This window comes from Lacrimispora sanguinis (assembly GCF_044987295.1).
GTDB lineage: Bacteria > Bacillota > Clostridia > Lachnospirales > Lachnospiraceae > Lacrimispora > Lacrimispora celerecrescens_B.
The window spans coordinates 3,822,844-3,848,250 of record NZ_CP173277.1 but is presented as its reverse complement, the minus strand read 5'-3'; the positions used below and the strand labels follow the sequence as shown (position 1 = coordinate 3,848,250).

Genomic DNA, 25,407 nt, shown 5'->3' with positions numbered 1-25,407 from the left:
TTAGTATCTTTTTCTTATATCAGTCACCGAATGCTGCCACCCTGCTGATTCCCATTCCAGAATCCTCATTCATAACAATCTTAGGTCCGTCAAAAACAGGTCCTCCTATGTATGGATCTTCCCTGCAAAGAGACGGCCCATCTAAATCCGCCCGGGTAATAATCCCCCTTCCGGCCGCTAAGTGAGCTGCCGCGCTCACTGCAATCTTACTCTCCAGCATACACCCAATCATGCACTCCATCCCAAAGCTTTCCGCAATGGCACAGATTTTTAAAGCTTCATGGATCCCCCCGGTCTTCATAAGCTTAATATTAATGAGATCCGCTGCCCGTTCACTGATAATCCTTATGGCATCCTCAGGAGAAAAAACGCTTTCGTCCGCCAGGATGGGTGTATACACCTGGCTGGTTACAAACTTCATCCCCTCAAAGTCATGAGCATTCACCGGCTGCTCCACCAGATCCATGCCGATTCCCATATCTTCCAGCGTGCGGATGATCTTTACTGCTTCCTTGGCAGACCACCCCTGATTTGCGTCAATACGAAGCTTAATATCCGGCCCTACCGCCTGGCGGATGGCCTGAATCCGCTCCACATCCTTTTTGCTCTCTTTCCCCACTTTGATTTTCAGGATCCGAAAGCCCTGTGAAACAGCCTTCAGGCTGTCAACCACCATCTCTTCCACCCCATTGACGCTAATGGTCAGATCCGTTTCAATCTCCCCTCGTCCGCCTCCCAAAATTTTATATAAGGGTTTCCCGCAGGATTTTGCAAAAAGGTCATAAACAGCCATATCCACCGCAGCCTTTGCAGAGCTGTTCTTCAATATGCAGCCATGAAGCTTTTTCATGATTCCATCCAGATTTTCAATCTCCATTCCAACAATGGCCGGAGCAATGAATTCCTCAATAGCAGAAAGAATGGAACCATGGGTATCCCCCGTGATCACTGCCGTAGGAGGTGCCTCACCGAACCCGGTCTGACCGTCATCCGTTGTGATCCTCACCACAATATCATTGACGCTGTCAACCGTTCTTAAAGCCGTCTTAAATGGAGTTACAAGTGGGATATTAACCTTTGCCGTTTCTATTTTTACAATCTTCATTGCTTTCCCCCAATTTTCTAAATCTCTTTATTGATCTGCTTGAATAAATCCAGAGAGATCTCAGCCATGACCCTTTCAAAAGCAGGAGTATCCGTTTCATTTCCGCAAAAGCAGACCAAAAACGGTTCTTTTCCATAAACAATTCCTACATCATGAGTAATCCCCGTATCTTCCCCTGTCTTGTGGGCGATCTCCGGACTATCCGAAAGAGCTTGCAGATAAAATGGGATCTTACTGCATAGCTGCTGATTTATAAGTATTGAAATCATTGTATCACTGGACTGTCTGTCTATAAGTGTTCCGTCATACATCATTTTTAGAAGCCTGCCTGTTTCATAAGCAGTTATGTAGTTTTGGATTCCCTGGGCTGATCTTACCATATCATACATTTTTCTCTGAAGAATTGTACGCTCAAACCCAAGCCCCTGAATCGTTTCGTTGATTTCCTCCATTCCAAGAATATCAATCAAAACATTGGTGGCCGTATTATCACTGAAAATGATCATTAGTGTGACCAGATCCAGCCCTGTTACCAGAATCCCATCATGAAGATAAGTAAGGGCGCCGCAGGAAGGAACACAGTCCTCCTTTTTTACGGCAAATAACTCATCCATCTGGAAGGTACCCTTTTTACTTTTTTCAAAGGCAGCCGCCATGATAAACAGCTTGATGACACTTGCCGCCATCATAGGTTCTTGTTCGTGATAAGCGAACCCATCTCCAGTTTTTAAATTTTCATATAAAAAGCTAATTCTTCCAGGAAGCTGTTCCAGCTTCTCTATTATTTCATCATTCATACCAATAAATAAGCTCCCTGCCGGCCTAAATTGACAGCCTGATATAAAAAAAGAGGCACTGCACCTATTGTCTACAGCTACCTCATCGCACCTGATTCTATCTGCCCTAAAGCCTTAAGTTTAGTATAATAAATTCTGAAAAAAAATCAAGCCATAATTAGTATAAAAACTGACTTCCGCACTATCCGCCAAAACTAATATGAAAAAAGAACAGTTTTCGCAATATAATAAAACTGTTCTTCTCATGCGCCGGACAAGATTCGAACTCGCGGCCTTCTGGTCCGTAGCCAGACGCTCTATCCAGCTGAGCTACCAGCGCATTGTATGGTACATGGTTAATATACACCAGTTTGCTAAATTTGTAAAGTGATGAATTGCCTTTTATATACAAAAAAGACACCCTTTTCAGGATGCCTTTTTTGTAACCCTTGTAAAACAAAGGTTTTCTGTACGTGCGTGAGAAGATTCGAACTCCCGACACCTTGGTCCGTAGCCAAGTGCTCTATCCAGCTGAGCTACACACACATATTCACTTAATTGCCTTATCAGGCAAATGCCGGCGACCGGAATCGAACCGGTACGGGAGATTAGTCCCGCAGGATTTTAAGTCCTGTGCGTCTGCCTGTTCCGCCACGCCGGCATTCTCATGATCTCTCATGGAAATGGGACCTATAGGGCTCGAACCTATGACCCTCTGCTTGTAAGGCAGATGCTCTCCCAGCTGAGCTAAGATCCCATATACGATGCAGTAAGTATTATACTACTTACCCGCTGGTTTGTAAAGCCTGTACTTTATAGTACAGAACGACCCGGATGGGATTCGAACCCACGACCTCCGCCGTGACAGGGCGGCGCTCTAACCAGCTGAGCCACCAGGCCAGATTATCAAATATTTAGTTCAGTGTCAGTGGACCTTCGGGGACTCGAACCCGGGACCGACCGGTTATGAGCCGGTTGCTCTAACCAACTGAGCTAAAGGTCCTAAACATTATAATCTGCAAATGTATTAAATTTCTAAAAGCCGATGATCGGACTCGAACCGATAACCTGCTGATTACAAATCAGCTGCTCTGCCAATTGAGCCACATCGGCATTAAATGACCCCAACGAGATTCGAACTCGTGTTACCGCCGTGAAAGGGCGATGTCTTAACCGCTTGACCATGGGGCCAAAGCTCCCCGAGTAGGACTTGAACCTACGACCCAACGGTTAACAGCCGTTTGCTCTACCGACTGAGCTATCGAGGATTACTGAGGCATATACCCTCAAAACCACACATTGTTACATATCTATTTTCATCCGTTCTTTCCTCTTACCTAAACCAACCTGGTTAAGCCCTCGACCTATTAGTGACAGTCAGCTGCACATGTTGCCATGCTTCCACCTCTGCCCTATCTACCTCGTCGTCTTCAAGGGGTCTTACTCTTGCGATGGGATATCTCATCTTGAGGGGGGCTTCACGCTTAGATGCCTTCAGCGTTTATCCCTTCCCGACTTGGCTACTCTGCCATGGCTTTGATAGCCAACAGATACACCAGAGGTCAGTCCATCCCGGTCCTCTCGTACTAAGGACAGCTCCTCTCAAATATCCTACGCCCACGCCGGATAGGGACCGAACTGTCTCACGACGTTCTGAACCCAGCTCGCGTACCGCTTTAATGGGCGAACAGCCCAACCCTTGGGACCTACTACAGCCCCAGGATGCGATGAGCCGACATCGAGGTGCCAAACCACTCCGTCGATGTGAACTCTTGGGAGTGATAAGCCTGTTATCCCCAGGGTAGCTTTTATCCGTTGAGCGATGGCAATCCCACTTTATACCACCGGATCACTAAGTCCTAGTTTCCTACCTGCTCCACCCGTCGGTGTCGCAGTCAAGCTCCCTTATGCCTTTGCACTCTTCGAATGGTTTCCGTCCATTCTGAGGGAACCTTTGAGCGCCTCCGATACCCTTTCGGAGGCGACCGCCCCAGTCAAACTCCCCGCCTGACATTGTCCCCCAGCCAGGTCATGGCTGCAGGTTAGAAATCCAATACCGCAAGGGTGGTATCCCAACATCGGCTCTGATAAGACTGGCGTCCTATCTTCACTGCCTCCCACCTATCCTGTACATGCAGTACCGAATCCCAGTATCAAGCTGGAGTAAAGCTCCATGGGGTCTTTCCGTCCTGGCGCAGGTAACCAGCATCTTCACTGGTATTTCAATTTCACCGGGTGCATTGTTGAGACAGCGCTCAAATCATTACGCCTTTCGTGCGGGTCGGAACTTACCCGACAAGGAATTTCGCTACCTTAGGACCGTTATAGTTACGGCCGCCGTTTACTGGGGCTTAAATTCAGAGCTTCGCGTTGCCGCTAACCCCTCCTCGTAACCTTCCAGCACCGGGCAGGCGTCAGCCCATATACCTCACCTTTCGGTTTTGCATAGACCTGTGTTTTTGCTAAACAGTTGCTTGAGCCTATTCTCTGCGGCCTGGTTTCCCAGGCACCCCTTATCCCGAAGTTACGGGGTCATTTTGCCGAGTTCCTTAACAATGCTTCTCCCGCCGGCCTTAGGATTCTCTCCTCATCCACCTGTGTCGGTTTACGGTACGGGCACATATTACACAATAGCGGCTTTTCTTGACAGCCCCTACGAAGACTTCCCTACTTATGTTCGGTACGCGTCACACCTTCCTGTTGCTGGGTGGATTTGCCATTCCAGCCAGTCCAGTGCTTGCCCCGGTCTTTTCATTCCCGGGTTCTTCTTCGGTTCTGTGTCCCCACAGTTCTGATAATATGCGGTACAGGAATTTCAACCTGTTGTCCATCGACTACGTCTTTCGACCTCGCCTTAGGCCCCGACTTACCCAGAGCAGATCAGCTTTACTCTGGAAACCTTAGATATTCGGCCTGGAGGATTCTCACCTCCATCTCGCTACTCATTCCGGCATTCTCTCTTCTTAACACTCCACATCTCCTTACGGTAATGCTTCTGTGCGTTAAGAATGCTCCTCTACCAATGTATCATACGATACATTCCACAGCTTCGGTGTCGTGTTTTAGCCCCGGACATTTTCGGCGCAGGACCTCTCGACTAGTGAGCTATTACGCACTCTTTGAATGTGTGGCTGCTTCTAAGCCAACATCCTAGTTGTCTGTGAAATCCCACATCCTTTTCCACTTAACACGCACTTTGGGACCTTAGCTGGTGGTCTGGGCTCTTTCCCTTTTGACTACCCAACTTATCTCGTGCAGTCTGACTCCCGTACATCATCTGGCCGGCATTCGGAGTTTGATATTCTTTGGTAAGCTTTGACGCCCCCTAGGAAATTCAGTGCTCTACCTCCGGCAGACTAATACGAGGCTAGCCCTAAAGCTATTTCGAGGAGAACCAGCTATCTCCGGGTTCGATTGGAATTTCTCCCCTACCCACACCTCATCGCCACCCTTTTCAACGGATGTGCGTTCGGTCCTCCATTTCCTTTTACGGAAACTTCAACCTGGACATGGGTAGATCACCCGGTTTCGGGTCTACCTTTACTGACTCATTCGCCCTATTAAGACTTGGTTTCCCTTCGGCTCCACACCTTAAGTGCTTAACCTTGCCAGTAACGGTAACTCGCCGGACCGTTCTACAAAAAGTACGCGGTTCCACCTTTAACGTGGTTCCACAGCTTGTAAACACAGGGTTTCAGGTTCTTTTTCACTCCCCTCCCGGGGTCCTTTTCACCTTTCCTTCACAGTACTATGCGCTATCGGTCACTAAGTAGTATTTAGCCTTGGGGGGTGGTCCCCCCGAATTCCCACAAGGTTTCTCGTGTCTCGTGGTACTTTGGATCCTGCTCGCTGACTATTGCTTTCCCATACAAGGCTTTCACTTTCTATGGCCGGTCTTTCCAGGACCGTTCTGGTAACAAATCGTCTCACTTATTGCAGTCCATAACCCCAGTATGCACGCATACTGGTTTAGGCTCCTTCCATTTCGCTCGCCGCTACTTTGGAAATCGAGTTTTCTTTCTTTTCCTCCGGGTACTTAGATGTTTCAGTTCCCCGGGTTCCCGACGTATGGCTATGTATTCACCATACGACAACTGAGGTTTGCTCAGTTGGGTTTCCCCATTCAGATATCTCCGGATCAAAGGATATTTGCTCCTCCCCGAAGCTTTTCGCAGCTTATCACGTCTTTCATCGGCTCTTAGTGCCAAGGCATCCACCCTGCGCTCTTATTAGCTTAACCAATTCGATGTTCACCTGCGGGTGCGGGCTACTTATCTAAGATACATAGCGTTGTATCTCTGGTCTTAGGTTTGTTATTTCACCGTACGTTACGGTTACTTTAACGAGTTTTGTTTGGTTACATCGTTAGATGTAACACCTCGGATGTCTTGATATCGTCTTTATAATAAAGACTTTATCTAGATATATTTCAATATGTGGTTTTCAAGGTACATGCGTGATGCAATCAGAAACGTTATCTATGAAAGCTAACTTCACAATTACACCAAATGGAGATGGAGAGATTCGAACTCTTGACCCCCTGCTTGCAAGGCAGGTGCTCTCCCAACTGAGCTACACCCCCATAAAGTAATCTGGCACCCACCTGCTCTCCCATGCCGTCTCCAGCATAGTACCATCGGCCGCTTAAGTCTTAACCATCGTGTTCGGGATGGGAACGGGTGTCTCCCCTAAGCGCATCGGCACCAGAAATCTTTTGTCTTCTTGGTGTTTCCATATTCTTTTTTTATTTCTTTGAAAACTTAAGACTCAACAGTATATAAAACCCTTACTTCTTCTTCCTTAGAAAGGAGGTGATCCAGCCGCACCTTCCGATACGGCTACCTTGTTACGACTTCACCCCAGTTATCAGTCCCGCCTTCGGCAGCTCCCTCCTTACGGTTGGGTCACTGACTTCGGGCGTTACCAACTCCCATGGTGTGACGGGCGGTGTGTACAAGACCCGGGAACGTATTCACCGCGGCATTCTGATCCGCGATTACTAGCGATTCCAGCTTCATGTAGTCGAGTTGCAGACTACAATCCGAACTGAGACGTTATTTTTGGGGTTTGCTCCAGATCGCTCCTTTGCTTCCCTTTGTTTACGCCATTGTAGCACGTGTGTAGCCCAAATCATAAGGGGCATGATGATTTGACGTCATCCCCACCTTCCTCCAGGTTATCCCTGGCAGTCTCCCCAGAGTGCCCAACTTCACTTGCTGGCTACTAAGGATAAGGGTTGCGCTCGTTGCGGGACTTAACCCAACATCTCACGACACGAGCTGACGACAACCATGCACCACCTGTCTAGAATGCCCCGAAGGGAAGGGATCGTTACATCCCGGTCATTCCGATGTCAAGACTTGGTAAGGTTCTTCGCGTTGCTTCGAATTAAACCACATGCTCCACCGCTTGTGCGGGTCCCCGTCAATTCCTTTGAGTTTCATTCTTGCGAACGTACTCCCCAGGTGGAATACTTATTGCGTTAGCGGCGGCACCGAAGAGCTTTGCTCCCCAACACCTAGTATTCATCGTTTACGGCGTGGACTACCAGGGTATCTAATCCTGTTTGCTCCCCACGCTTTCGAGCCTCAACGTCAGTTACAGTCCAGTAAGCCGCCTTCGCCACTGGTGTTCCTCCTAATATCTACGCATTTCACCGCTACACTAGGAATTCCACTTACCTCTCCTGCACTCTAGCACCACAGTTTCCAAAGCAGTCCCGGGGTTGAGCCCCGGGCTTTCACTCCAGACTTGCAGTGCCGTCTACGCTCCCTTTACACCCAGTAAATCCGGATAACGCTTGCCCCCTACGTATTACCGCGGCTGCTGGCACGTAGTTAGCCGGGGCTTCTTAGTCAGGTACCGTCATTTTCTTCCCTGCTGATAGAGCTTTACATACCGAAATACTTCTTCACTCACGCGGCGTCGCTGGATCAGGGTTTCCCCCATTGTCCAATATTCCCCACTGCTGCCTCCCGTAGGAGTTTGGGCCGTGTCTCAGTCCCAATGTGGCCGGTCACCCTCTCAGGTCGGCTACTGATCGTCGGCTTGGTGGGCCGTTACCTCACCAACTACCTAATCAGACGCGGGTCCATCTCATACCACCGGAGTTTTTCACACCGTACCATGCGGCACTGTGTGCTTATGCGGTATTAGCAGCCGTTTCCAACTGTTATCCCCCTGTATGAGGCAGGTTACCCACGCGTTACTCACCCGTCCGCCGCTAAGTCAATTTCAATTCCATCCGAAAACTTCCTTGAAATCGCTTCGCTCGACTTGCATGTGTTAAGCACGCCGCCAGCGTTCATCCTGAGCCAGGATCGAACTCTCAAATTAAATGGTGTTCAATCCGGGGTCAAAATCAACTAACTAGCTAATTTATTTCCCGTTTTACTTGTTGTTTGGTTCGTATACAATTACTTGTATTCGTTCTGAAATTTTCTCATTCAAAGCCATCAAACATGGCTTGTTTTATTAGAATTTTCAGGGTTTTACATACTGTTCAATCTTCAGTTTTCAAAGTGCTGTGCATCGACCAGAAGGTTCGCTTCCTTGATGCTGACGCAGAAGGAGGGATTTGAACCCTCGCGCCGCTACTAACGGCCTACTCCCTTTCCAGGGGAGCCCCTTCAGCCGCTTGGGTACTTCTGCAATTAGCTGATTCTCTTATGTTATTAGCGGCTAAAAACCTGCCAACGGAGAGGGTGGGATTCGAACCCACGCGCCCTTGCGGACAAACGGTTTTCAAGACCGCCTCGTTATGACCACTTCGATACCTCTCCAAATGTGCTTTTACATTTTAATAGAAGTTCATGCTTTTGTCAAGCACTTTTTTCTATTTTTCCAAATCTCTTGGAGACTAATACTGCTTGTTTTGCTGCACTTATCAGCTGCAACTTGGATAGTTTATCATTGTTTGTTTATTCTGTCAACACATTTTTACATTTTTTTCAAATTATATTTTTAAGTCTCAGAAATACGCTAAAAGTCGTTGTTTTGCTTCTTCCGCTGACTTAAAATCTTCTTTTGTGCCGGTCATATAATTGATCGCATCTTCCCATACTTGTACTGTGTAATCATCTGCCGGTATTTCGGCAATAACGAAGCGGCAGCATCTTTTAGAAATACAGTTTCTTAAATCTGACAGGTACATACAGCCCGAATCCGCCGCTATCCGCTCCAAAAGTCCGGACCTGGCGTTTTTGTCCTTCTCTATCCTGTTTTCTTCAGTTTTCATCTACCGTACCTTCTTTCATCTTTCCTGCCATGGTTTCCGGGCAGAGCACCCTGCTTTATCGGGTGTAAAGGTACACACGAAGAGTATTACTTCCGGTGCAAACCCAGGTAAAATCTGACAGCCGCCTACCTGTATGGCAGACTTTTCTGTATAATCATACATTAAATACTTTATATAACTAATAATATTGTAATGAATGCAACATGTCAAGTGATGGATTGCATTATTTACTACATATATTTCATTTAATGCAATACTATGGAATCAGGAGGAGCTACCTATGTATATAGATTTCAATTTTTCAAAACGCCTTTCTGAGCTCAGAGCTCAAAAGGGCGTGTCTGCACGTGATATGAGTCTGTCTCTCGGGCAGAATCCCACATATATCCATAAAATAGAAAATGGACTGGCTCTTCCGTCCATGATGGGTTTTTTCTATATATGCGAGTATCTGGATATTGAGCCATCCGAATTTTTCTCTCACAACATCAGCAGCCCGGCAAAACTAAAAGAACTAATGGAAGATGCACAGCATTTAAACCGTGAACAGCTTGACCACCTTCATCTGATCGTAAAGGACCTTTTAAAATCAGGAGGAAAAAAATAAAAAGGAAGCTGCACTCACAGCATCCTTTTATTTTTCGCGGTATTTTCTTTTCATCAGCACACCGGCTATTTCCATATCCTCCGGTGTTGTGATCTTTATGTTGGCGTAATCGCCCCGAATTAACTTCACTTTTTCGTGAGTCATGGTTTCCACTACCATGGCATCATCCGTTACTCCCACCTGATACTGTTCCGATGACATAAGCTTCTCATATGCCCGAAGTACCAGTTCATGTTCAAATGCCTGAGGAGTCTGAATCAGCCAAAGACTGTTCCGGTCCGGAGTCATGGCTGCAAATTCACTTTCGTCGGAAATTTTAATGGTATCTTTTACAGGCATCCCAACTGCGCAAGCCTTATACATTCTGGCGGCATCGGAAGCTGCCTCTATGATCTCGACTGTCACGCAGGGTCTGGCCCCGTCATGGATCAGGACGTATTCACAGTTGTTTACTGCCTTAAGTCCTTCATATACGGAATGATACCGTTCCTTTCCTCCTTCAGTAACTGCGGTCACCTTGCTGAAACCGTATTTCTCTATGATCTCCTCCTGGCAATAACCGGACTCTCCAAGGCCGGTCACCAGGACAATCTCATCTACCGAACTATTCTCAAAGGCTTCCAGCGCATAATACAGCAGAGGTTTCCCGAAGAGCTCCAGGTACTGCTTATGCACCTGGCTACCCATGCGTGTCCCTTTTCCTGCTGCTAATATGACTGCTGCCGTTCTACCCCTGCTTTCCATCCGCCCATCACCTTTCACCCAGCTTTAAATTGGGAACTGCATTCAAATCCCAACCGGCTCTCGCTCCATTGATATATTCGTAATAAGCTGCTGTGCCGATCATGGCTGCGTTATCTGTGCAGTAAATGGGTGACGGATAGTAAAAGGCAATGCCGGCTTTTTCACATGCAAGGCCCATCCCTTTTCGCAAGGCAGAATTGGAAGCTACACCGCCGGCTATGGCGATCTTTTTAAATCCATATTCCTTTGCCGCATCCACCGTATGACTCACCAGCACATCCACGACCGCACTTTGGAAAGAGGCCGCTAAATCAGCAACACCGATTTCCTCTCCCATCATGTTCGCATGGTTGATGTGGTTTAATACTGCTGACTTTAAGCCGCTGAAGCTGAAATCGTAGATGTTCCCTTCCACCTTTGCCCGGGGGAACTTGATGGCATGGGGATTTCCTTCCTTTGCTGCCAGATCAATCTTCGGACCTCCCGGGTACCCAAGGCCCACTGCTCTTGCCACCTTGTCGAATGCCTCTCCTGCCGCATCATCCCTGGTACGGCCCAGGATTTCAAATTCACCGTAATCTTTTACAATAACAAGATGGGTATGGCCGCCGGATACGATCAAACATAAAAAAGGCGGCTCCAGATCCGGATGCTCAATAAAGTTGGCCGATACATGTCCTTCAATATGATGGACACCCACCAGCGGCTTACCTGTAGCATAAGCAATGGCTTTCGCCTCTGCAACGCCTACGAGGAGCGCTCCTACCAGGCCGGGACCATACGTAACGCCTATGGCGTCCATATCCTCCAGATACATCCCAGCCTCCAGAAGGGCTGCCTCAACGACCTGATTTATCTTTTCAATATGCTTTCTGGATGCGATTTCCGGTACAACGCCCCCGTATAATGTATGCAGGGCGATCTGAGAGGAGATCACATTGGAAAGGATCTCTCTTCCGTTCTTTACAACGGCAGCTGCCGTCTCATCACAGGAACTTTCAATCGCAAGTATATATACATCTTCCTCTGTATGATTCTTTTTCATCGCTGCTCCCTCACTCCTCATCAAATTCCAGTTCCAGGGTCCAGGCATCCTTTGCCACTTTGGTTCGAGGGAAAATTTCCCGGACTTTCTCCAAGTATTCCTCGGGTCTGGTAAGGGAGGGGCTGTAATGAGTCAGCCACATCTGTTTGGGCTGGGCTTCCTTGGCCAGTCTGGCAGCCTCATAAAAGGTCATATGCTTATACTCTCTGGCCTTTGCTTCCTTTCCTTCCTCTCCGTACATACCTTCGCAGATAAAAAGATCCGCCTCCTTTGCGTATTCCGCAATTACAGGAACCGGCCTTGTATCCGTACAATAGGTTACCTTAAGCCCCCGTCTATCCGGACCTAAGACCATATCAGGAGTCAGAGTTCTTTCGCCTTCTTCAATGGTTTCCCCTTTTTGCAGGCGGCTCCAGAATTTCTGAGGTATTCCGGCGGCATTAGCCCGGTCCACATCAAACCGGCCTGTCCTTGGAATGGAAATGGAATATCCATAGCAAACAACATTGTGGTTCACCCGATAAGCATCGATTACATAAGGCCCGATCTTTACCTGCTCTCTAAGCTGGTCAAGCTCGATGAATTTCAGTTCAAAGGGCAGCTCCGGCGCAATAGTCCTCAGCGCACTCACTACACGCTCTAAGCCCTTTGGCCCAATAAGAGTAAGGGGTTCTGTCCTTTCCGCATTGCCCATGGTCAGAAGAAGCCCCGGAAGACCACTAATATGGTCGGCGTGATAATGGGTAAAACAAATGATGTCAATGGGTTTCGGGCTCCAGCCCTTTTCTTTTAACGCAATCTGGGTTCCTTCTCCGCAGTCAATAAGAAGATCACTGCCGCCACATCTGGCCATCATGGCTGTCAGCCACCGATACGGCAGAGGCATCATTCCTCCGGTTCCCAGTAAACATATATCCAACATAAAATTTCCTCGCTTTGATTTCAATCAATAAAAAGCGGCAAAAACCGCCTCATAAAATCATATCACAAAGCAGAGGCAATTAGCAACTATAAATATTCCAGCTGTTCTTCTACCTCCACAGGAATCTTGAATTCCTGAATCATGGCATCGTAACAGTCCTCACATAAATCAAAATGATGGATTTCCCCATCTTTCTCGGAGAAAAAGTCCCAGGTATGATTGACGCTTATTACCCCCTCCCTGGCAACACCTTCTGACACGATAATTTTTTTGCCACAGCAGTTGCACACAACTGTTTCAAGCTGACCACCGTTTTTGTACTTTCTCATCTTCCTCTCACCTTTCCATTTTACTGCCCATGCTTTTTGGGCATAGAGGTATACCCGTAGGGTATTTCCTTTTTCGCACTTACCAGTCAGGCCCTGTTTCCGTTTTGCGTCATCCGAAAATAGGAAAAAGGGCATCCTCACTGGATACCCCTACATTATAAACGGTGTTTCCCCTTATTTTTAGTGGTAAATGTTTCATATCCGGCGGTTCCACATGATGATAGCATTTTCGCAGGGATTACGATAATAATTTTTCCGGATGGTTTCTTCTTCAAAACCATAGTATCTATAAAGGTTTCTAGCTTTTTTATTACTTTCCCGGACCTCTAAAGACAGGGATTTTACCCCTTTTTTTATGGAAGATTCCACCAGTCGGTCCATAAGTTTCTTCGAGAGACCCCTCCCCCTGTAAGCTGGTAAAACGGCTATCCGAAGCAGTTCTCCTTCCCCGGCAATCACACGGAAAACGCAGTACCCTAAAACGGCTCCCTCTTCTTCCACCACCAGCCAGGTATCGAGTCTGCTTTCTAAGCCATCTTTGACAGTTTCTAAGGACCATGGATCCGAAAAGCAGAGCCGTTCTACTTCAGCGACTCCGGATACATCCGACCGTCTCATTTCATGAACCATGGGCTTCTCCCCCTTTCATGGAAGTTCGATTCACTTAGCGGTTCATCAAACAGTTATTTTTCTAAATTTAAGCCACGGTTACGCTTGCTTGCTTTCATTAAGAAAAATTTGCCTCCCGTTCCCGCTCCGCCTGAGGTTTTCTTAAATAATCTGGGGAATGCTCGGCCGCTGAAATGGTTTTTCCCTCTTCATAATATAAGCCTCCCAAAGCTGCGACCGCCGCCGCCCGCTGCCGGTTCAAATGGGCCGGTGCAAACAGAAATGGAACCGTTATCTTTTCTTCTATCTGCTTTTTGTATACAGGGACACCGTCTCCTAAAAAGATTACCTTTTGTCCGGCTTCATTTAATTCTTCCACCAATTCCAAGATGTCCATGGCACATTGTTCCCTAATTACGGAAAATCCGTTCCGGTTATCATAAATACCGGTATATACCTGGTTCCTTCTGGCATCCATGATAGGGCAGACCCAGTAGGCACTGCCGTATAAGTTATATGCCATGGCGTCTACGGTAGGAACGGAAACCAGGGGCTTTTTCAAAGCCAGGCCAAGGCCCTTGCCAGTCGCAGAGCCGATCCGCAATCCGGTAAAAGAGCCCGGACCGCCGGAAATTGCAATGGCATCAATGGTTTCTAAATCCAGTTCCACCATCTTTACAATCTCATCCAGCATTGGAAGAAGGGTCTGGGAATGGGTCCTCTTAAAATTTACCGTATATTCCGCAGTCAGTACCTCGTCATCCACCACGGCAACGGAAGCTACCAAAGATGAGCTTTCAATTCCAAGTATCCTCATTTACATTCCCTCCACGGTTATTTTCCTGTAATCAAACCCTTTTTCCAAATCTTTTTCTATGGTTATGGTTATTACATGATCAGGAAGAAGCTCTTTAATCAAATTCGACCATTCAATAAGGCTTACTCCCTCCCCGTAAAAACAGTCTTCATAACCGATCTCATCCATCTCACTTACATCGCCGATGCGGTACACATCGAAATGGTAAAAAGGCAGTCGCCCATCCTCATATTGATTAACAATGGTAAAAGTAGGACTGTTTACCGGCTCCTTGATCCCAAGGCCTGATGCAAACCCCTGGGTAAATACGGTTTTTCCCACTCCTAAATCACCATTTAAACAATATACGTCAGAAGGCTTTGCGTCCTCTCCCAGTTTTTTCCCAAATTCATAGGTTTCTTCTGGCTTCCAGCTTTCTATTACCATAATTTATATCCTCTTTCGCCTTTCAGGAGGCAGTTTTTCTTTGATGAGCCCGCGGATAGCCGTCTTTTTCTCTCCAGTAACAGAATCTGGCAGCAAATAGGCGTGAACCCGGTCCATATACACGATCATCATATCCTTCATACGGTCCACTTTTCCAATGTTTTCCCATTTAATTTCCAGGCTTTCCTCTCCCTGAGAAACCATAATTCCATTCTCATCGAAGGTAAGAGTCATGGCATTCTGAATTGCGGGATTCTTTGCCTGCTTAAGAGCCTTTAAATATAGAATGCCTGGCTGCCAGACGGTAAACATCAGAGCGCAAACGATTAACAGCACCCGGTATGAGGCGGAATTGGAATTCCATGTGGTGATCAGGAGAAAAACAGCAGCAACACTGAAAATGATATTAAAAAGTCCCTGCAGCCCCCGATAAGAATGGTACATGGAAAACTTCCACAAGTCCTTTGCAGTTAATTTTACTTCTATTTCAATCGGATCTTTCTCTTCCACGTTTACTCCTTTCTATACGCCTCGGCATTCATATCCCGGTATTTCCTACAATGAGCTGCCAGGCGGATCAAGCTTCCTTTTATAATTTCATGGTCAGGGCGATCCTCTTCTTTTGCACATCCACGCTTATGACCTTGACTTCAACGATGTCTCCCACACTCACTGCTTCCAGGGGATGCTTGATGAATTTGTCCGACATCTGGGAGATGTGGACAAGGCCATCCTGGTGGACACCAATATCTACAAAGGCACCGAAATCAATCACATTTCTAACGGTACCCTTTAATACCATGCCTGGCTTCAAATCCTTCATATCCATCACATCGGTGCGGAGAATAGGAGCAGGCATCTGATCTCTCGGATCCCTTGCCGGTTTTTCCAGCTCTTTCACAATATCCCGCAGAGTGATCTCACCGATTTCCAGTTGGGCTGCCAGCGCCTTATAATCCAGAATCTTTTTACCGATTCCATTTAAGCCTCCATGAGCCAGTTCTGTTAAATCATAGCTAAGCTTTGCCAAAAGCTTTTTTGCTGCCTCATAGGTTTCAGGGTGAACGCTGGTTCCGTCCAGGGGATTCTTCCCTCCCTGGATCCTCATAAATCCTGCACACTGCTCGTATGCCTTTGGCCCTAGCTTAGGAACCTTTAAAAGCTGGTTTCTTCCGGTAAAGGCCCCATTTTCTTCGCGATAAACTACAATATTTTTTGCAATAGGTTTTGAAATGCCGGATATATATTCCAGTAGGGAAGCAGAAGCCGTATTTAGATCCACTCCCACTTTGTTCACACAGTCCTCTACCACGCCCTGAAGGGCCTCGCTTAAATGCTTCTGGTTCATATCATGCTGGTACTGGCCTACCCCAATGGATTTGGGGTCAATCTTCACCAGCTCTGCCAGTGGATCCTGCAGTCTTCTTGCAATGGAGGCGGCACTCCTTTGACCTACATCAAATTCAGGAAACTCTTCCGTGGCAAGCTTGCTTGCAGAATAAACAGAGGCCCCTGCTTCATTTACAATAATATACTGAATCTGCTCTGGGATCTCCTTTAACAATTCTACGATCACTGCTTCTGATTCCCTGGATGCAGTTCCGTTTCCAACGGAAATCAGGGATATATGGTATTTTTTGATCAGTTTCTTTAAAACAGCTTTTGCTTCTTCCACTTTATTCTGGGGTGCTGTGGGATAAATGACTATGGTATCAAGGACTTTTCCTGTCTCATCTACAACAGCCAGCTTGCAGCCAGTCCGAAATGCCGGGTCCCAGCCCAGGACCACCCGTCCTGCAATGGGAGGCTGCATTAAAAGCTGCTCTAAGTTTTTGCCGAACACCCGAATTGCTCCGTCTTCTGCCTGTTCTGTCAAAGAACCTCTTACCTCACGCTCAATGGCCGGGGCTATGAGGCGGTCATAACTGTCCGAGATCACCTCTTTCAGTACAGTCGTGGTATATGGGTTGTCCTTTGTAATCACTTGTTTTTCCAGAAACCTTATAATCTGCTCCACAGGAGCAAGTACTTTTACCGTAAGGATCTTCTCTTTTTCTCCCCGGTTTAAAGCCAGGATCCTGTGACCAGCGGACTTTTTAATGGTTTCTTCATAATTGTAATACATTTCATATACGGATTCCGCCTCTTCATCCTTTGCAGCTGACTGAAGGCTTCCCTGGTTTATGGTGGTATTTCGGATATAGGTACGGTATTCCGCATTGTCGGAAATACGCTCCGCCAGGATATCTTTTGCCCCGTTTATGGCATCCTCAGGGGAAGAAACGCCTTTTTCTTCGGAAACGTACTCAAGGCCAATCTCTGTTAAGGGAGTCTTTATCATCTGAAGCATGATCAGATCCGCAAAAGGTTCCAGCCCCTTCTCCTTTGCAATGGTCGCTCTTGTCCTTCTTTTGGGTTTATAGGGACGGTATAAATCCTCCACAGCTACCAGAGTCTGGGCTTCTAATATCTTCTTTTCCAGCTCCGGCGTAAGCTTCTCCTGCTCCCTGATAGAGGAGAGAACCTGTTCTTTCCGCTCTTCCAAGTTCCGCAGATAGCGGAGCCTTTCATCCAGGTTGCGCAGGACCTCATCATTTAAAGAACCGGTAACCTCCTTCCGGTATCTTGCAATAAACGGAATGGTGTTTCCTTCGTCAATGAGCTTTACAGTCGCTTCTACCTGCCCGCGGCTAATGGAAAGTTCTTCTTGTAATGCCTTTATTATATCCATGGTGATCCCCTTATTTCTTCATAATTTGAATCCTGATGAATTTTCTTCCAGCTTTATTCAATTTACTATTATAATTCATCGGCCTGCCTTATGCAAGACCCGTCTGGACATGCAGCCTTTTTCGTGCTACAATCATACAATAGTGTGGTTAATAAACCATTTTTTTGTTTTCACAATATGCAAACGAGGTAAATTACGAATGGAAGAAAACCATAATAGTAACAACGGAATGCTGCCACAGATCCGTCCGACAGGTTCCCTTCTGGCCTTCTGGTCCGTTCTTTTGGGCGGCATTGGACTTGCCAGTGACTGTCTTCCCTTGTTCAGTATCTGGAGTCTGCCTGCAGGCCTGTTTCTCGGTCTGATCGGCATCGCATGTGCTGTGCTCTCCAAACAGGGAAAGCCATTTACCCAGCAGGCCCAGCTTGGACTGATCCTGTCTATTATTTCCACGGTCTGCGGCCTTATGATGGCATTGTTTATTATTTTTGTATATGATACCATGGACACCAACACACCTTTGGGCCATTATTTCAGACAAGTTTTTGAGACTGCCGCTCAGGCCCTTACATCCTCCCCTTCCGGAGAATAGGCCCTACTTCATAAGAGGAAGTAGATCCACACCCTTAATGACCAGCATATAATTCTTGAAAATCCAATTGGCTGCAACAATAGCCGCTCCTGCCAGGATCATGATCCTGGCTCTTTTTTTATGATCCAGAGGGGTTTCCCGCCTTTTGAAAGCCCGTAGGATCATTTCCAAAAACAGTACAAGAACAGCATAAAGGACCAGTGGATGATACTGAAAACTCATCCGCAGGTCCCCTCGCAGCAATGACCGGACGGCCCGGGTTCCCCCGCAGCCCGGACAATAAAGTCCGGTTAGGGAATGGAACAGACAGGGAAGCCCGAGGCCAAATATTTTTTTAAACCAGTTCATTTTTTCACCTTTGTTTAATCCGCCAGATCAAAAGCATCATGGACTGTCCTCATAGCACGGTTTACATCCGCTTCATCGATCAGAACTGTTATCCGGATCTCAGAGGTGGCGATCATCTTAATATTCACATTGGCACTGGAAAGAGCTTCAAACATCTTTGCAGCTACTCCGGGATTGCCTGTCATCCCCGCACCGATAATAGAAACCTTGGCTACGCATTCCTCGCTCGTCACATCCTGGGCGGTGATGGAGTCCTTATTTTCTAATAATAGATCCATGGTATCCTTTAAATCAGTCTGTGCCACCGTAAAGGAAATGTCCTTTCTTTCTTCCCGTCCAATAGACTGAATGATAATATCCACATTAATATTATGCCTTGCCAGGAGATTAAAGATTTTAAAAGCAATTCCAGGCGTATTTTTGACCCCGATCACTGAAATACGGGCTACATTCTTATCCGCGGCCACACCGCTAACCAGCATTCTTTCCAATTTTGTTTCCTCCTTGACAACTGTACCTTCTGCCCTGGTCAGACTTGACAGAACCACCAACTGAACTCCATAACGCTTTGCCATCTCCACAGACCGGTTGTGGAGCACTTTTGCTCCAAGGGAAGCGAATTCCAGCATTTCATCATAAGAAACCTCAGGGAGTTTTCTAGCGTTTGGAACAATGTGGGGGTCTGCCGTGTATACTCCATCCACATCTGTATAGATCTCACACGCATCCGCATGAAGGGCGGCTGCAAGGGCTACGGCTGTTGTATCAGAGCCTCCTCGGCCAAGTGTTGTTAAGTCTTCGTACTTATTAACCCCCTGAAAGCCTGTGACGATCACAATTTTTCTGGCCTCCAGTTCATGCCGTATGCGTTCCGTATCGATCCGCTTTAATTTGGCCGTTCCGTAGGCAGAGGTGGTGTGCATGGCCACCTGAGCCGCATTTAAAGAAACGGCCGGAACTCCCAAAGAATTCATAGCCATAGCCATGAGGGCCACACTGACCTGTTCCCCGGTGGTTAACAGCATATCCATCTCTCTCTTAGGAGGGTTTGGATTTATCTCAAGGGCTTTTGCAATGAGACCATCCGTTGTCTTTCCCATAGCGGACAGAACCACTACCACCTGATTGCCTTTTTCATATTCCTCAATGCAGCGCTTTGCCACATTAAAAATTCTTTCTTTGTCTGCGACGGAGCTACCGCCAAATTTTTTCACTACTAACATTGATGCCTCCTGGCGAAAAGTCAAGCGGACATACTGATCCGCTTTGCTGTATGCTCATAAACTTTGTTTGCGTTAAAATTCTGCGCGGATGCGCTGCCTGATTCCCGACAGCTTTTTCGCTTTTATTTCGTAATCTTCTTCGGTCATAGTTTCCGTAAGGACGGCAAATTCGTCCATATGGTCCAGTTCCACCACTTCCACTTTGCCGAATACTGCCTCCACTTCTTTCACACGCTTATCAGCAATTCCCTTGAGCCTCACAAAATAACGGAAGGAGATGCTGTTCATGGCAGAAATGGTAAGGTTTTCGCTATCCCAGCCCATTTCCACATGGTGGTCTTGGTTTTTAAGGGCTTCAATTATATCTGCTACCACAGCGCTTGCTGTCGGAAGCTTACCAGCCCCGCATCCATAAAACATGGACGTGCCCAACATGTTTCCTTTTACCAGAATGCCGTTATAAACATCATTTACGGAATATAACGGATGATCTTTTCCAATCATGACCGGAGCTACAAATGCATGGACGGTTCCGTCCTGGATCCTGCTCGAGCCAAACAACTTTACAGAGGTTCCCATAGCATCGGCATAGCGGAAATCCACATCCGTTATTTTTGTTATCCCTTCTGTATAAATATGCTCGTAATTAACCTCGTGTCCCGTTGCCATAGCTGTCAGAATGGCAATCTTTCGACAAGTATCGTGTCCGTCCACATCGGCTTCCGGATTCCGCTCCGCATAACCAAGCTCCTGAGCCTCTCTTAAGGCCGTTTCAAAGGTTTCGCCTGCTTTGTCCATTTTTGTCAATATATAGTTGGTGGTTCCGTTTAAAATTCCGGTGATCTCTTCAACCACTTCACCTGCGAGGGCAGTATATAGAGGGCGTATGACGGGAATACCGCCGCCTACACTTGCTTCGAAAAAGAAGTTCACATTGTGCTCTTTTGCAATTTCTAAAAGTTCCGTGCCGTACGCCGCCACCAAAGCCTTATTGGAGGTAGCCACATGCTTGCCTGCCATTAAGCTCGCCTTCACAAAGGGATAAGCAGGGTTTAGTCCTCCCATGGTCTCAATCACCATGGACACGGACTGATCCTTTTCAATAACGGAAAAATCATGCACAATCTTATCTTCCGCAGGATCTCCCGGAAATTCCCTTAAATCCAGGACATACTTTACATCAACTTCATCGCCTACCCTTTTGGCAATTATTTCTTTGTTTCTTTCCAAAACCTCTACCACACCTGATCCAATGGTGCCATAGCCCATAACTGCAATATGTCTCATATTATCCTCCGGCAATTTGCTTTCGTATTATTTTTTAAGGAAGTTCGATTCGTTATTTGGCTTATCCCCCGGCAGCCATTACTCCCTGGCTAAAATTTTAACGTAGTGGACCCCATTTTTTTCTTCTATATCCTCTACCATTTTTGAAACATTGCCGGTGGTCTCAAGGACTTCCACGCTTAATGTCAAGGTGGCCACCCCATTGACCGGAATGCTCTGGTGTATGGTCAGGATATTGGCGCGGTACACAGCAACCACATGCAGCAGGTCAGATAGTAAGCCTGGCTCATCATCCATCTGCATCACAAGTGTTATGGTTTTTCCTTTTGTATTATCATAAAAAGGAAAGATATCATCCTTGTACTTATAAAAAGAGCTGCGGCTGATTCCGACCCTGTCAGTTGCTTCCTGAACGGTAATGACGCGCTCCGATTCCAACAGCTTTTTTGCTTCAACTACTTTCAGCAATACTTCAGGTACAGCCTTTTGCTTTACCACAAAATATTTACTTTTTTCTTCCATAATAAAAATATCTTCCCTTCTGTGTCCGCATCGGAAATACATCTGTGCTCATAGGGAAGATATTATCATATTTAGGCAGGGTATGCAACTATTTTTCTATTTATTTTCTTCGGTTTTTAAAAAAATACAGGAAAAATCCTCTATTCAGCGCTGCTTTCCCCGGATTTTGCCCCAGTGCTCAGCCAACGTAAATAGGCGTACATGAACTGATCCAAAGAGCCGTCCAGAACGCTTCCTACATTGCCGGTTTCTGCATTGGTCCTGTGATCCTTGACCATAGTATAAGGCTGAAGGACATAGGAACGGATCTGGTTGCCCCAGCCAATTTCTGTTACATCACCTCGGATGCCGGACAATTTCTCCGCATTTTCCTGCTGCTTCAGCATGTAAAGCTTTGCTTTTAACATCTGCATGGCCTTGTCCTTATTCTGGAACTGGGAGCGCTCATTCTGGCACTGGACCACAATTCCGGTAGGAAGGTGGGTGATGCGGATGGCTGAGGAAGTTTTGTTAATATGCTGTCCGCCTGCGCCGCTTGAACGGTAGGTATCTATTCGAAGGTCCTCATCGTTGACCTCCACATCCAAATCCTCTTCAATATCCGGCATAACATCGCAAGATACAAAGGAGGTCTGTCGTTTGCCTGCGGCATTAAACGGAGAGATGCGCACCAGTCGGTGAACTCCCTTTTCTGACTTTAAATACCCAAAGGCATTTGGTCCATTAATCTGTACCGTAACGGACTTAATACCAGCTTCTTCTCCGTCAAGGTAATCAAGAACTTCCAGGGAAAAACCTTTTTTCTCCGCCCACCGGCAGAACATGCGGTAGAGCATACCGCACCAGTCACAGGATTCGGTTCCGCCTGCGCCTGCGTTAAGCTTTAAAATGGCATTGTCGTTGTCATACTCTCCGGACAGCAAGGTGTTGATGCGCATGTCTTCCAGTTTTGCTTTAAACTGGTTTAACATCTCTTCTACTTCCGGAACCAGGGATGGATCATTTTCCTCATTTCCCATTTCGATCATCACGCCGATGTCTTCATACTGCTGCTCTAAGTCTTTATAGGTCTGAACCGTATCTTTTAAATTTTTTGCAAGCTGTACAATCTTTGTCGACTTTTCAGGATCCTCCCAAAAGCCCGGTTCTTCCATAGACTTGTCCAGCTCATCGATTCTCTTTAACTTATTATCTAAGTCAAAGTGAATCCCTCACTTCCACTAATGGTTTTTCAAACGTTGATAATTCGTATTTGTACTGGTCTAACTCTACCACTGTGTCACCCACTTTCTGATTTTAAATTATTTATCTATACAAAATTGGAGTCCGGCCCTTAAAAAGGGTGCGAACTCCAATTCTATAAAAATACTATACTAATTTACGTCCGCAGCACTGCTTGTATTTCTTACCGGAACCGCATGGACATGGATCGTTCGGATATACCTTTGCTTCCACCTTCTTTACCGGTGCTTTCGGGGAGCTTTCATCCTTATTGGTTCCTGTCACCTTGGCAGCCGGTTCTCTCTCCACTTTCTGCTCTACGCGGATGTGGAATAAGATTCTTACGGTATCCTCCCGGATGGCCGCAGCCATCTCATCAAACATCTGATATCCGCTCATCTTGTATTCCACCAGCGGATCTCTCTGTCCGTAAGCCTGCAGGCCGATGCCCTGACGCAGCTGATCCATGTCGTCAATATGGGACATCCATTTATTGTCAATTACCTTTAAGAGAATCACACGCTCAATTTCACGAATCTGTTCTCCCTCAGGGAATTCTGCTTCCTTGGATTCATAAAGCTTAATGGCTTCTTCCTTCAGCATATGCTTCAGTTCATTCTTCTTAATCTTCTTATCTTCCGGAAGAGTAACCGGCTGAAGCGGGATGATAGGGAGAAGAAGGGTGTTAAGTTCGTTCAAATCCCAATCTTCCGGTGCCTGGTCCTCGCTGACGGAAAGATCCACCGCATTTTCCACAATATCCGTAACCATCTTTAAGACGAAATCACGCATATTGTCTCCATCCAGAACCTTTCTTCTCTCATCATAGATCACTTCACGCTGTTCGTTCATGACCTCGTCATATTTTAAAAGGTTCTCACGGATGCCGTAGTTGTTTGTCTCGATCTTCATCTGAGCCTTCTCAATGGCATTTGAGAGCATCTTGTGTTCGATCTGCTCTCCCTCCGGCACACCAAGGGCATTGAACATGCCTACCAGACGTTCGGAACCAAACAGACGCATCAGATCATCTTCAAGGGAAATATAAAATCTGGATTCTCCCGGGTCGCCCTGACGTCCGGAACGGCCACGCAGCTGGTTATCAATACGACGGGACTCATGACGTTCCGTACCGATGATCTTTAAACCGCCTGCTGCCTTTGATTCGTCATCAAGCTTAATATCCGTACCACGGCCTGCCATGTTGGTAGCTATGGTTACAGCTTTATGCACACCTGCATCTGCTACGATCTCAGCTTCCAGTTCATGATATTTTGCATTCAGCACCTTATGAGGGATTCCGCGGCGCCGTAACATGTTGCTTAACATTTCAGAGGTTTCAATGGTAATGGTACCTACCAGGACAGGCTGTCCCTTCTCGTAAGCGATCTCCACTTCATTGCATACCGCTTCAAATTTCTCTTTCTTTGTTTTATAAACGGCATCTTCCTGGTCAATACGTGCGATCGGACGGTTGGTCGGAATAGAAATGGCATCCATGCCGTAGGTATTACGGAATTCCTTCTCTTCTGTAAGAGCGGTACCGGTCATACCGGCCTTTTTATTGTACTTATTAAAGAAGTTCTGGAAGGTGATGGTGGCAAGAGTCTTGCTCTCTCTGCGCACATTTACATGCTCCTTGGCTTCAATCGCCTGATGAAGTCCGTCGGAATAACGTCTTCCAGGCATGATACGTCCGGTAAACTCATCAACAATCAGGACCTCATCATCCTTTACCACATAGTCCTTATCCCGGAACATAAGGTAATTGGCGCGAAGTGCCAGGATGATGTTATGCTGGATCTCTAAGTTCTGGGGATCAGATAAGTTCTCGATATGGAAGAACTGCTCTACCTTTTCCACACCCTGTTCGGTTAAGTTGACAACCTTGTCCTTTTCATCCACAACAAAGTCACCGGTTTCCGTGATTTCCTCTCCCATGATGGCTGCCATCTTGGAGAATTCTGCAGAAGCCTCGCCTCGTTCCAGCTGACGGGCCAAAATATCACACACCTCATACAGCTTTGTGGACTTACCGCTCTGTCCGGAAATAATAAGAGGTGTTCTAGCCTCATCAATCAATACAGAGTCTACCTCATCAATGATACAAAAGTCTAAATTTCTTAAAACCATCTGTTCTTTATAGATGGCCATGTTATCTCTCAGATAATCGAAACCAAGCTCGTTGTTCGTAACATAGGTAATGTCGCAGTTGTATGCTTCACGCCTTTCGTCAGAATTCATGGAGTTAAGCACAACCCCAACCGTCAGGCCCAGGAATTCATGAACTCTTCCCATCCACTCTGCATCTCGTTTTGCCAGGTAATCATTGACCGTTACAATCTGGACTCCCTTGCCTGCCAGTGCGTTTAAATAAGCAGGACAGGTAGATACCAGGGTCTTACCTTCACCGGTCTTCATTTCAGAAATACGTCCCTGATGAAGAACGAGTCCGCCGATGAGCTGCACACGGAAATGTTCCATATTAAGAACTCTTCGTGCTGCCTCTCTTACCGTTGCAAAAGCTTCCGGCAAAATATCATCTAGAGTCTCGCCCGATGAAAGTCTTTCTTTAAAGAGCCTTGTGTTGTTTCTCAGCTCCTCATCCGTAAGTGCAACCATGGTCGGACGCAGAGCTTCTATCTTATCCACAATAGGTTCTATTAATTTTAATTCTCTTTCACTATGAGTTCCAAATATTTTTTGAACGAAGTTCATAATTCATTCTCCTACTCTTCTTAACGATATACACGATACAATCTCGTATATTGTAGCACTAACTCCTTCTTAATTCAACGAATTCATAAAAAATTAACATTCTGGTAATAAACAGGGCCTATTATTACCATGTCCTTCCTTTTTCCAC

Annotated in this window: 20 protein-coding genes, 12 tRNA genes and 3 rRNA genes; 2 read left to right on the top strand and 33 right to left on the bottom strand. The window is 46.5% G+C overall.

From position 1 onward, the window contains the following. Positions 1-19: 19 nt before the first annotated feature. The 18 genes from ACHZES_RS17880 to ACHZES_RS17795 all read right to left on the bottom strand — a co-directional run bounded on the left by ACHZES_RS17880 (position 20) and on the right by ACHZES_RS17795 (position 9,118). Positions 20-1,105: a dipeptide epimerase gene (locus ACHZES_RS17880; protein ID WP_395549092.1), complete on the bottom strand. Its 1,086-nt coding sequence runs from the start codon at positions 1,103-1,105 to the stop codon at positions 20-22. Between the two features lie 17 nt (positions 1,106-1,122). After that, complete coding sequence (locus tag ACHZES_RS17875) at positions 1,123-1,902, bottom strand: serine hydrolase (RefSeq protein ID WP_395549093.1); 780 nt, start codon at positions 1,900-1,902, stop codon at positions 1,123-1,125. Positions 1,903-2,147: 245 nt separating this feature from the next. Beyond that, positions 2,148-2,221 (bottom strand) — tRNA-Arg (locus ACHZES_RS17870). Positions 2,222-2,353: 132 nt separating this feature from the next. Beyond that, a tRNA-Arg gene (locus tag ACHZES_RS17865) sits at positions 2,354-2,427 on the bottom strand. Between the two features lie 29 nt (positions 2,428-2,456). Beyond that, positions 2,457-2,542 (bottom strand) — tRNA-Leu (locus tag ACHZES_RS17860). A 23-nt stretch (positions 2,543-2,565) separates the two neighbouring features. After that, positions 2,566-2,638 (bottom strand) — tRNA-Val (locus tag ACHZES_RS17855). A 69-nt stretch (positions 2,639-2,707) separates the two neighbouring features. Then, positions 2,708-2,781: transfer RNA gene (locus ACHZES_RS17850), tRNA-Asp, on the bottom strand. A gap of 29 nt (positions 2,782-2,810) precedes the next feature. After that, positions 2,811-2,884, bottom strand: a tRNA-Ile gene (locus tag ACHZES_RS17845). A 37-nt stretch (positions 2,885-2,921) separates the two neighbouring features. Beyond that, positions 2,922-2,994 (bottom strand) — tRNA-Thr (locus tag ACHZES_RS17840). Between the two features lie 6 nt (positions 2,995-3,000). Next, positions 3,001-3,072, bottom strand: a tRNA-Glu gene (locus ACHZES_RS17835). Between the two features lie 4 nt (positions 3,073-3,076). Further along, a tRNA-Asn gene (locus ACHZES_RS17830) sits at positions 3,077-3,149 on the bottom strand. A 79-nt stretch (positions 3,150-3,228) separates the two neighbouring features. Next, positions 3,229-6,121, bottom strand: a 23S ribosomal RNA gene (locus tag ACHZES_RS17825). A gap of 269 nt (positions 6,122-6,390) precedes the next feature. Continuing rightward, a tRNA-Ala gene (locus tag ACHZES_RS17820) sits at positions 6,391-6,463 on the bottom strand. An 8-nt stretch (positions 6,464-6,471) separates the two neighbouring features. Further along, a 5S ribosomal RNA gene (gene rrf, locus ACHZES_RS17815) occupies positions 6,472-6,589 on the bottom strand. 96 nt (positions 6,590-6,685) lie between these two features. Then, positions 6,686-8,217 (bottom strand): 16S ribosomal RNA (locus ACHZES_RS17810). The 16S, 23S and 5S rRNA genes sit together here with 12 tRNA genes alongside, the layout of an rRNA operon. Positions 8,218-8,443: 226 nt before the next feature. Further along, a tRNA-Ser gene (locus ACHZES_RS17805) sits at positions 8,444-8,532 on the bottom strand. A 45-nt stretch (positions 8,533-8,577) separates the two neighbouring features. Beyond that, a tRNA-Ser gene (locus tag ACHZES_RS17800) sits at positions 8,578-8,663 on the bottom strand. A gap of 188 nt (positions 8,664-8,851) precedes the next feature. Beyond that, positions 8,852-9,118 (bottom strand): hypothetical protein, encoded by a 267-nt coding sequence (locus ACHZES_RS17795; protein WP_395546930.1) that lies wholly within the window; start codon positions 9,116-9,118, stop codon positions 8,852-8,854. A 280-nt stretch (positions 9,119-9,398) separates the two neighbouring features. Between ACHZES_RS17795 and ACHZES_RS17790 the strand changes: the two genes are divergently transcribed. Continuing rightward, positions 9,399-9,725: a helix-turn-helix domain-containing protein gene (locus ACHZES_RS17790; RefSeq protein ID WP_025229960.1), complete on the top strand. Its 327-nt coding sequence runs from the start codon at positions 9,399-9,401 to the stop codon at positions 9,723-9,725. 27 nt (positions 9,726-9,752) lie between these two features. Here the strand turns inward: ACHZES_RS17790 and ispD are convergent, their stop codons facing one another. From ispD to ACHZES_RS17745, 9 genes are all read right to left on the bottom strand, one after another. After that, positions 9,753-10,469, bottom strand: a complete 717-nt coding sequence (gene ispD, locus ACHZES_RS17785; RefSeq protein ID WP_395546933.1) for a 2-C-methyl-D-erythritol 4-phosphate cytidylyltransferase — start codon at positions 10,467-10,469, stop codon at positions 9,753-9,755. Positions 10,470-10,476: 7 nt separating this feature from the next. Beyond that, on the bottom strand, positions 10,477-11,514 hold the full coding sequence (gene tsaD / locus ACHZES_RS17780) for a tRNA (adenosine(37)-N6)-threonylcarbamoyltransferase complex transferase subunit TsaD (protein ID WP_154525885.1): 1,038 nt from the start codon (positions 11,512-11,514) through the stop codon (positions 10,477-10,479). A gap of 10 nt (positions 11,515-11,524) precedes the next feature. Beyond that, positions 11,525-12,436, bottom strand: a complete 912-nt coding sequence (locus ACHZES_RS17775; protein WP_038277662.1) for a ribonuclease Z — start codon at positions 12,434-12,436, stop codon at positions 11,525-11,527. A gap of 86 nt (positions 12,437-12,522) precedes the next feature. Next, positions 12,523-12,765 carry a hypothetical protein gene (locus ACHZES_RS17770; protein WP_038277706.1) on the bottom strand — a complete coding sequence of 81 codons (243 nt, stop codon included), beginning with the start codon at positions 12,763-12,765 and terminating at the stop codon, positions 12,523-12,525. Positions 12,766-12,960: 195 nt separating this feature from the next. Further along, the gene (rimI, locus tag ACHZES_RS17765) at positions 12,961-13,395 is read right to left on the bottom strand and encodes a ribosomal protein S18-alanine N-acetyltransferase (RefSeq protein ID WP_395546934.1); all 435 of its coding nucleotides are present in this window, start codon (positions 13,393-13,395) and stop codon (positions 12,961-12,963) included. A gap of 97 nt (positions 13,396-13,492) precedes the next feature. Beyond that, positions 13,493-14,191: a tRNA (adenosine(37)-N6)-threonylcarbamoyltransferase complex dimerization subunit type 1 TsaB gene (gene tsaB / locus ACHZES_RS17760; RefSeq protein WP_395546935.1), complete on the bottom strand. Its 699-nt coding sequence runs from the start codon at positions 14,189-14,191 to the stop codon at positions 13,493-13,495. Further along, a complete protein-coding gene (tsaE, locus tag ACHZES_RS17755; RefSeq protein WP_038277659.1) occupies positions 14,192-14,617 on the bottom strand; it encodes a tRNA (adenosine(37)-N6)-threonylcarbamoyltransferase complex ATPase subunit type 1 TsaE in 426 nt (141 codons plus the stop codon). A gap of 3 nt (positions 14,618-14,620) precedes the next feature. After that, the gene (locus tag ACHZES_RS17750) at positions 14,621-15,127 is read right to left on the bottom strand and encodes a YcxB family protein (protein ID WP_395546936.1); all 507 of its coding nucleotides are present in this window, start codon (positions 15,125-15,127) and stop codon (positions 14,621-14,623) included. Between the two features lie 79 nt (positions 15,128-15,206). Beyond that, on the bottom strand, positions 15,207-17,348 hold the full coding sequence (locus ACHZES_RS17745) for a Tex family protein (RefSeq protein WP_395546937.1): 2,142 nt from the start codon (positions 17,346-17,348) through the stop codon (positions 15,207-15,209). Between the two features lie 199 nt (positions 17,349-17,547). Here ACHZES_RS17745 and ACHZES_RS17740 point away from each other — a divergent pair, with 199 nt between their 5' ends. Then, positions 17,548-17,940 (top strand): sodium:solute symporter, encoded by a 393-nt coding sequence (locus tag ACHZES_RS17740; protein WP_089987883.1) that lies wholly within the window; start codon positions 17,548-17,550, stop codon positions 17,938-17,940. Between the two features lie 3 nt (positions 17,941-17,943). Here the strand turns inward: ACHZES_RS17740 and ACHZES_RS17735 are convergent, their stop codons facing one another. From ACHZES_RS17735 to secA, 6 genes are all read right to left on the bottom strand, one after another. Continuing rightward, positions 17,944-18,288, bottom strand: a complete 345-nt coding sequence (locus tag ACHZES_RS17735; RefSeq protein ID WP_038277655.1) for a DUF2752 domain-containing protein — start codon at positions 18,286-18,288, stop codon at positions 17,944-17,946. 14 nt (positions 18,289-18,302) lie between these two features. Then, positions 18,303-19,511 carry an aspartate kinase gene (locus ACHZES_RS17730; protein ID WP_038277654.1) on the bottom strand — a complete coding sequence of 403 codons (1,209 nt, stop codon included), beginning with the start codon at positions 19,509-19,511 and terminating at the stop codon, positions 18,303-18,305. Between the two features lie 72 nt (positions 19,512-19,583). Then, the gene (locus tag ACHZES_RS17725) at positions 19,584-20,798 is read right to left on the bottom strand and encodes a homoserine dehydrogenase (RefSeq protein WP_395546939.1); all 1,215 of its coding nucleotides are present in this window, start codon (positions 20,796-20,798) and stop codon (positions 19,584-19,586) included. 78 nt (positions 20,799-20,876) lie between these two features. After that, a complete protein-coding gene (locus ACHZES_RS17720; protein ID WP_038277704.1) occupies positions 20,877-21,320 on the bottom strand; it encodes an ACT domain-containing protein in 444 nt (147 codons plus the stop codon). Positions 21,321-21,460: 140 nt separating this feature from the next. Continuing rightward, a protein-coding gene (gene prfB / locus ACHZES_RS17715; protein ID WP_156961141.1) for a peptide chain release factor 2 occupies positions 21,461-22,595 on the bottom strand; the annotation gives its coding sequence in 2 pieces (ribosomal slippage) (positions 21,461-22,519 and positions 22,521-22,595; 1,134 coding nt in all). A 93-nt stretch (positions 22,596-22,688) separates the two neighbouring features. After that, positions 22,689-25,259 carry a preprotein translocase subunit SecA gene (gene secA / locus ACHZES_RS17710; RefSeq protein WP_395546940.1) on the bottom strand — a complete coding sequence of 857 codons (2,571 nt, stop codon included), beginning with the start codon at positions 25,257-25,259 and terminating at the stop codon, positions 22,689-22,691. Positions 25,260-25,407 lie beyond the last annotated feature (148 nt).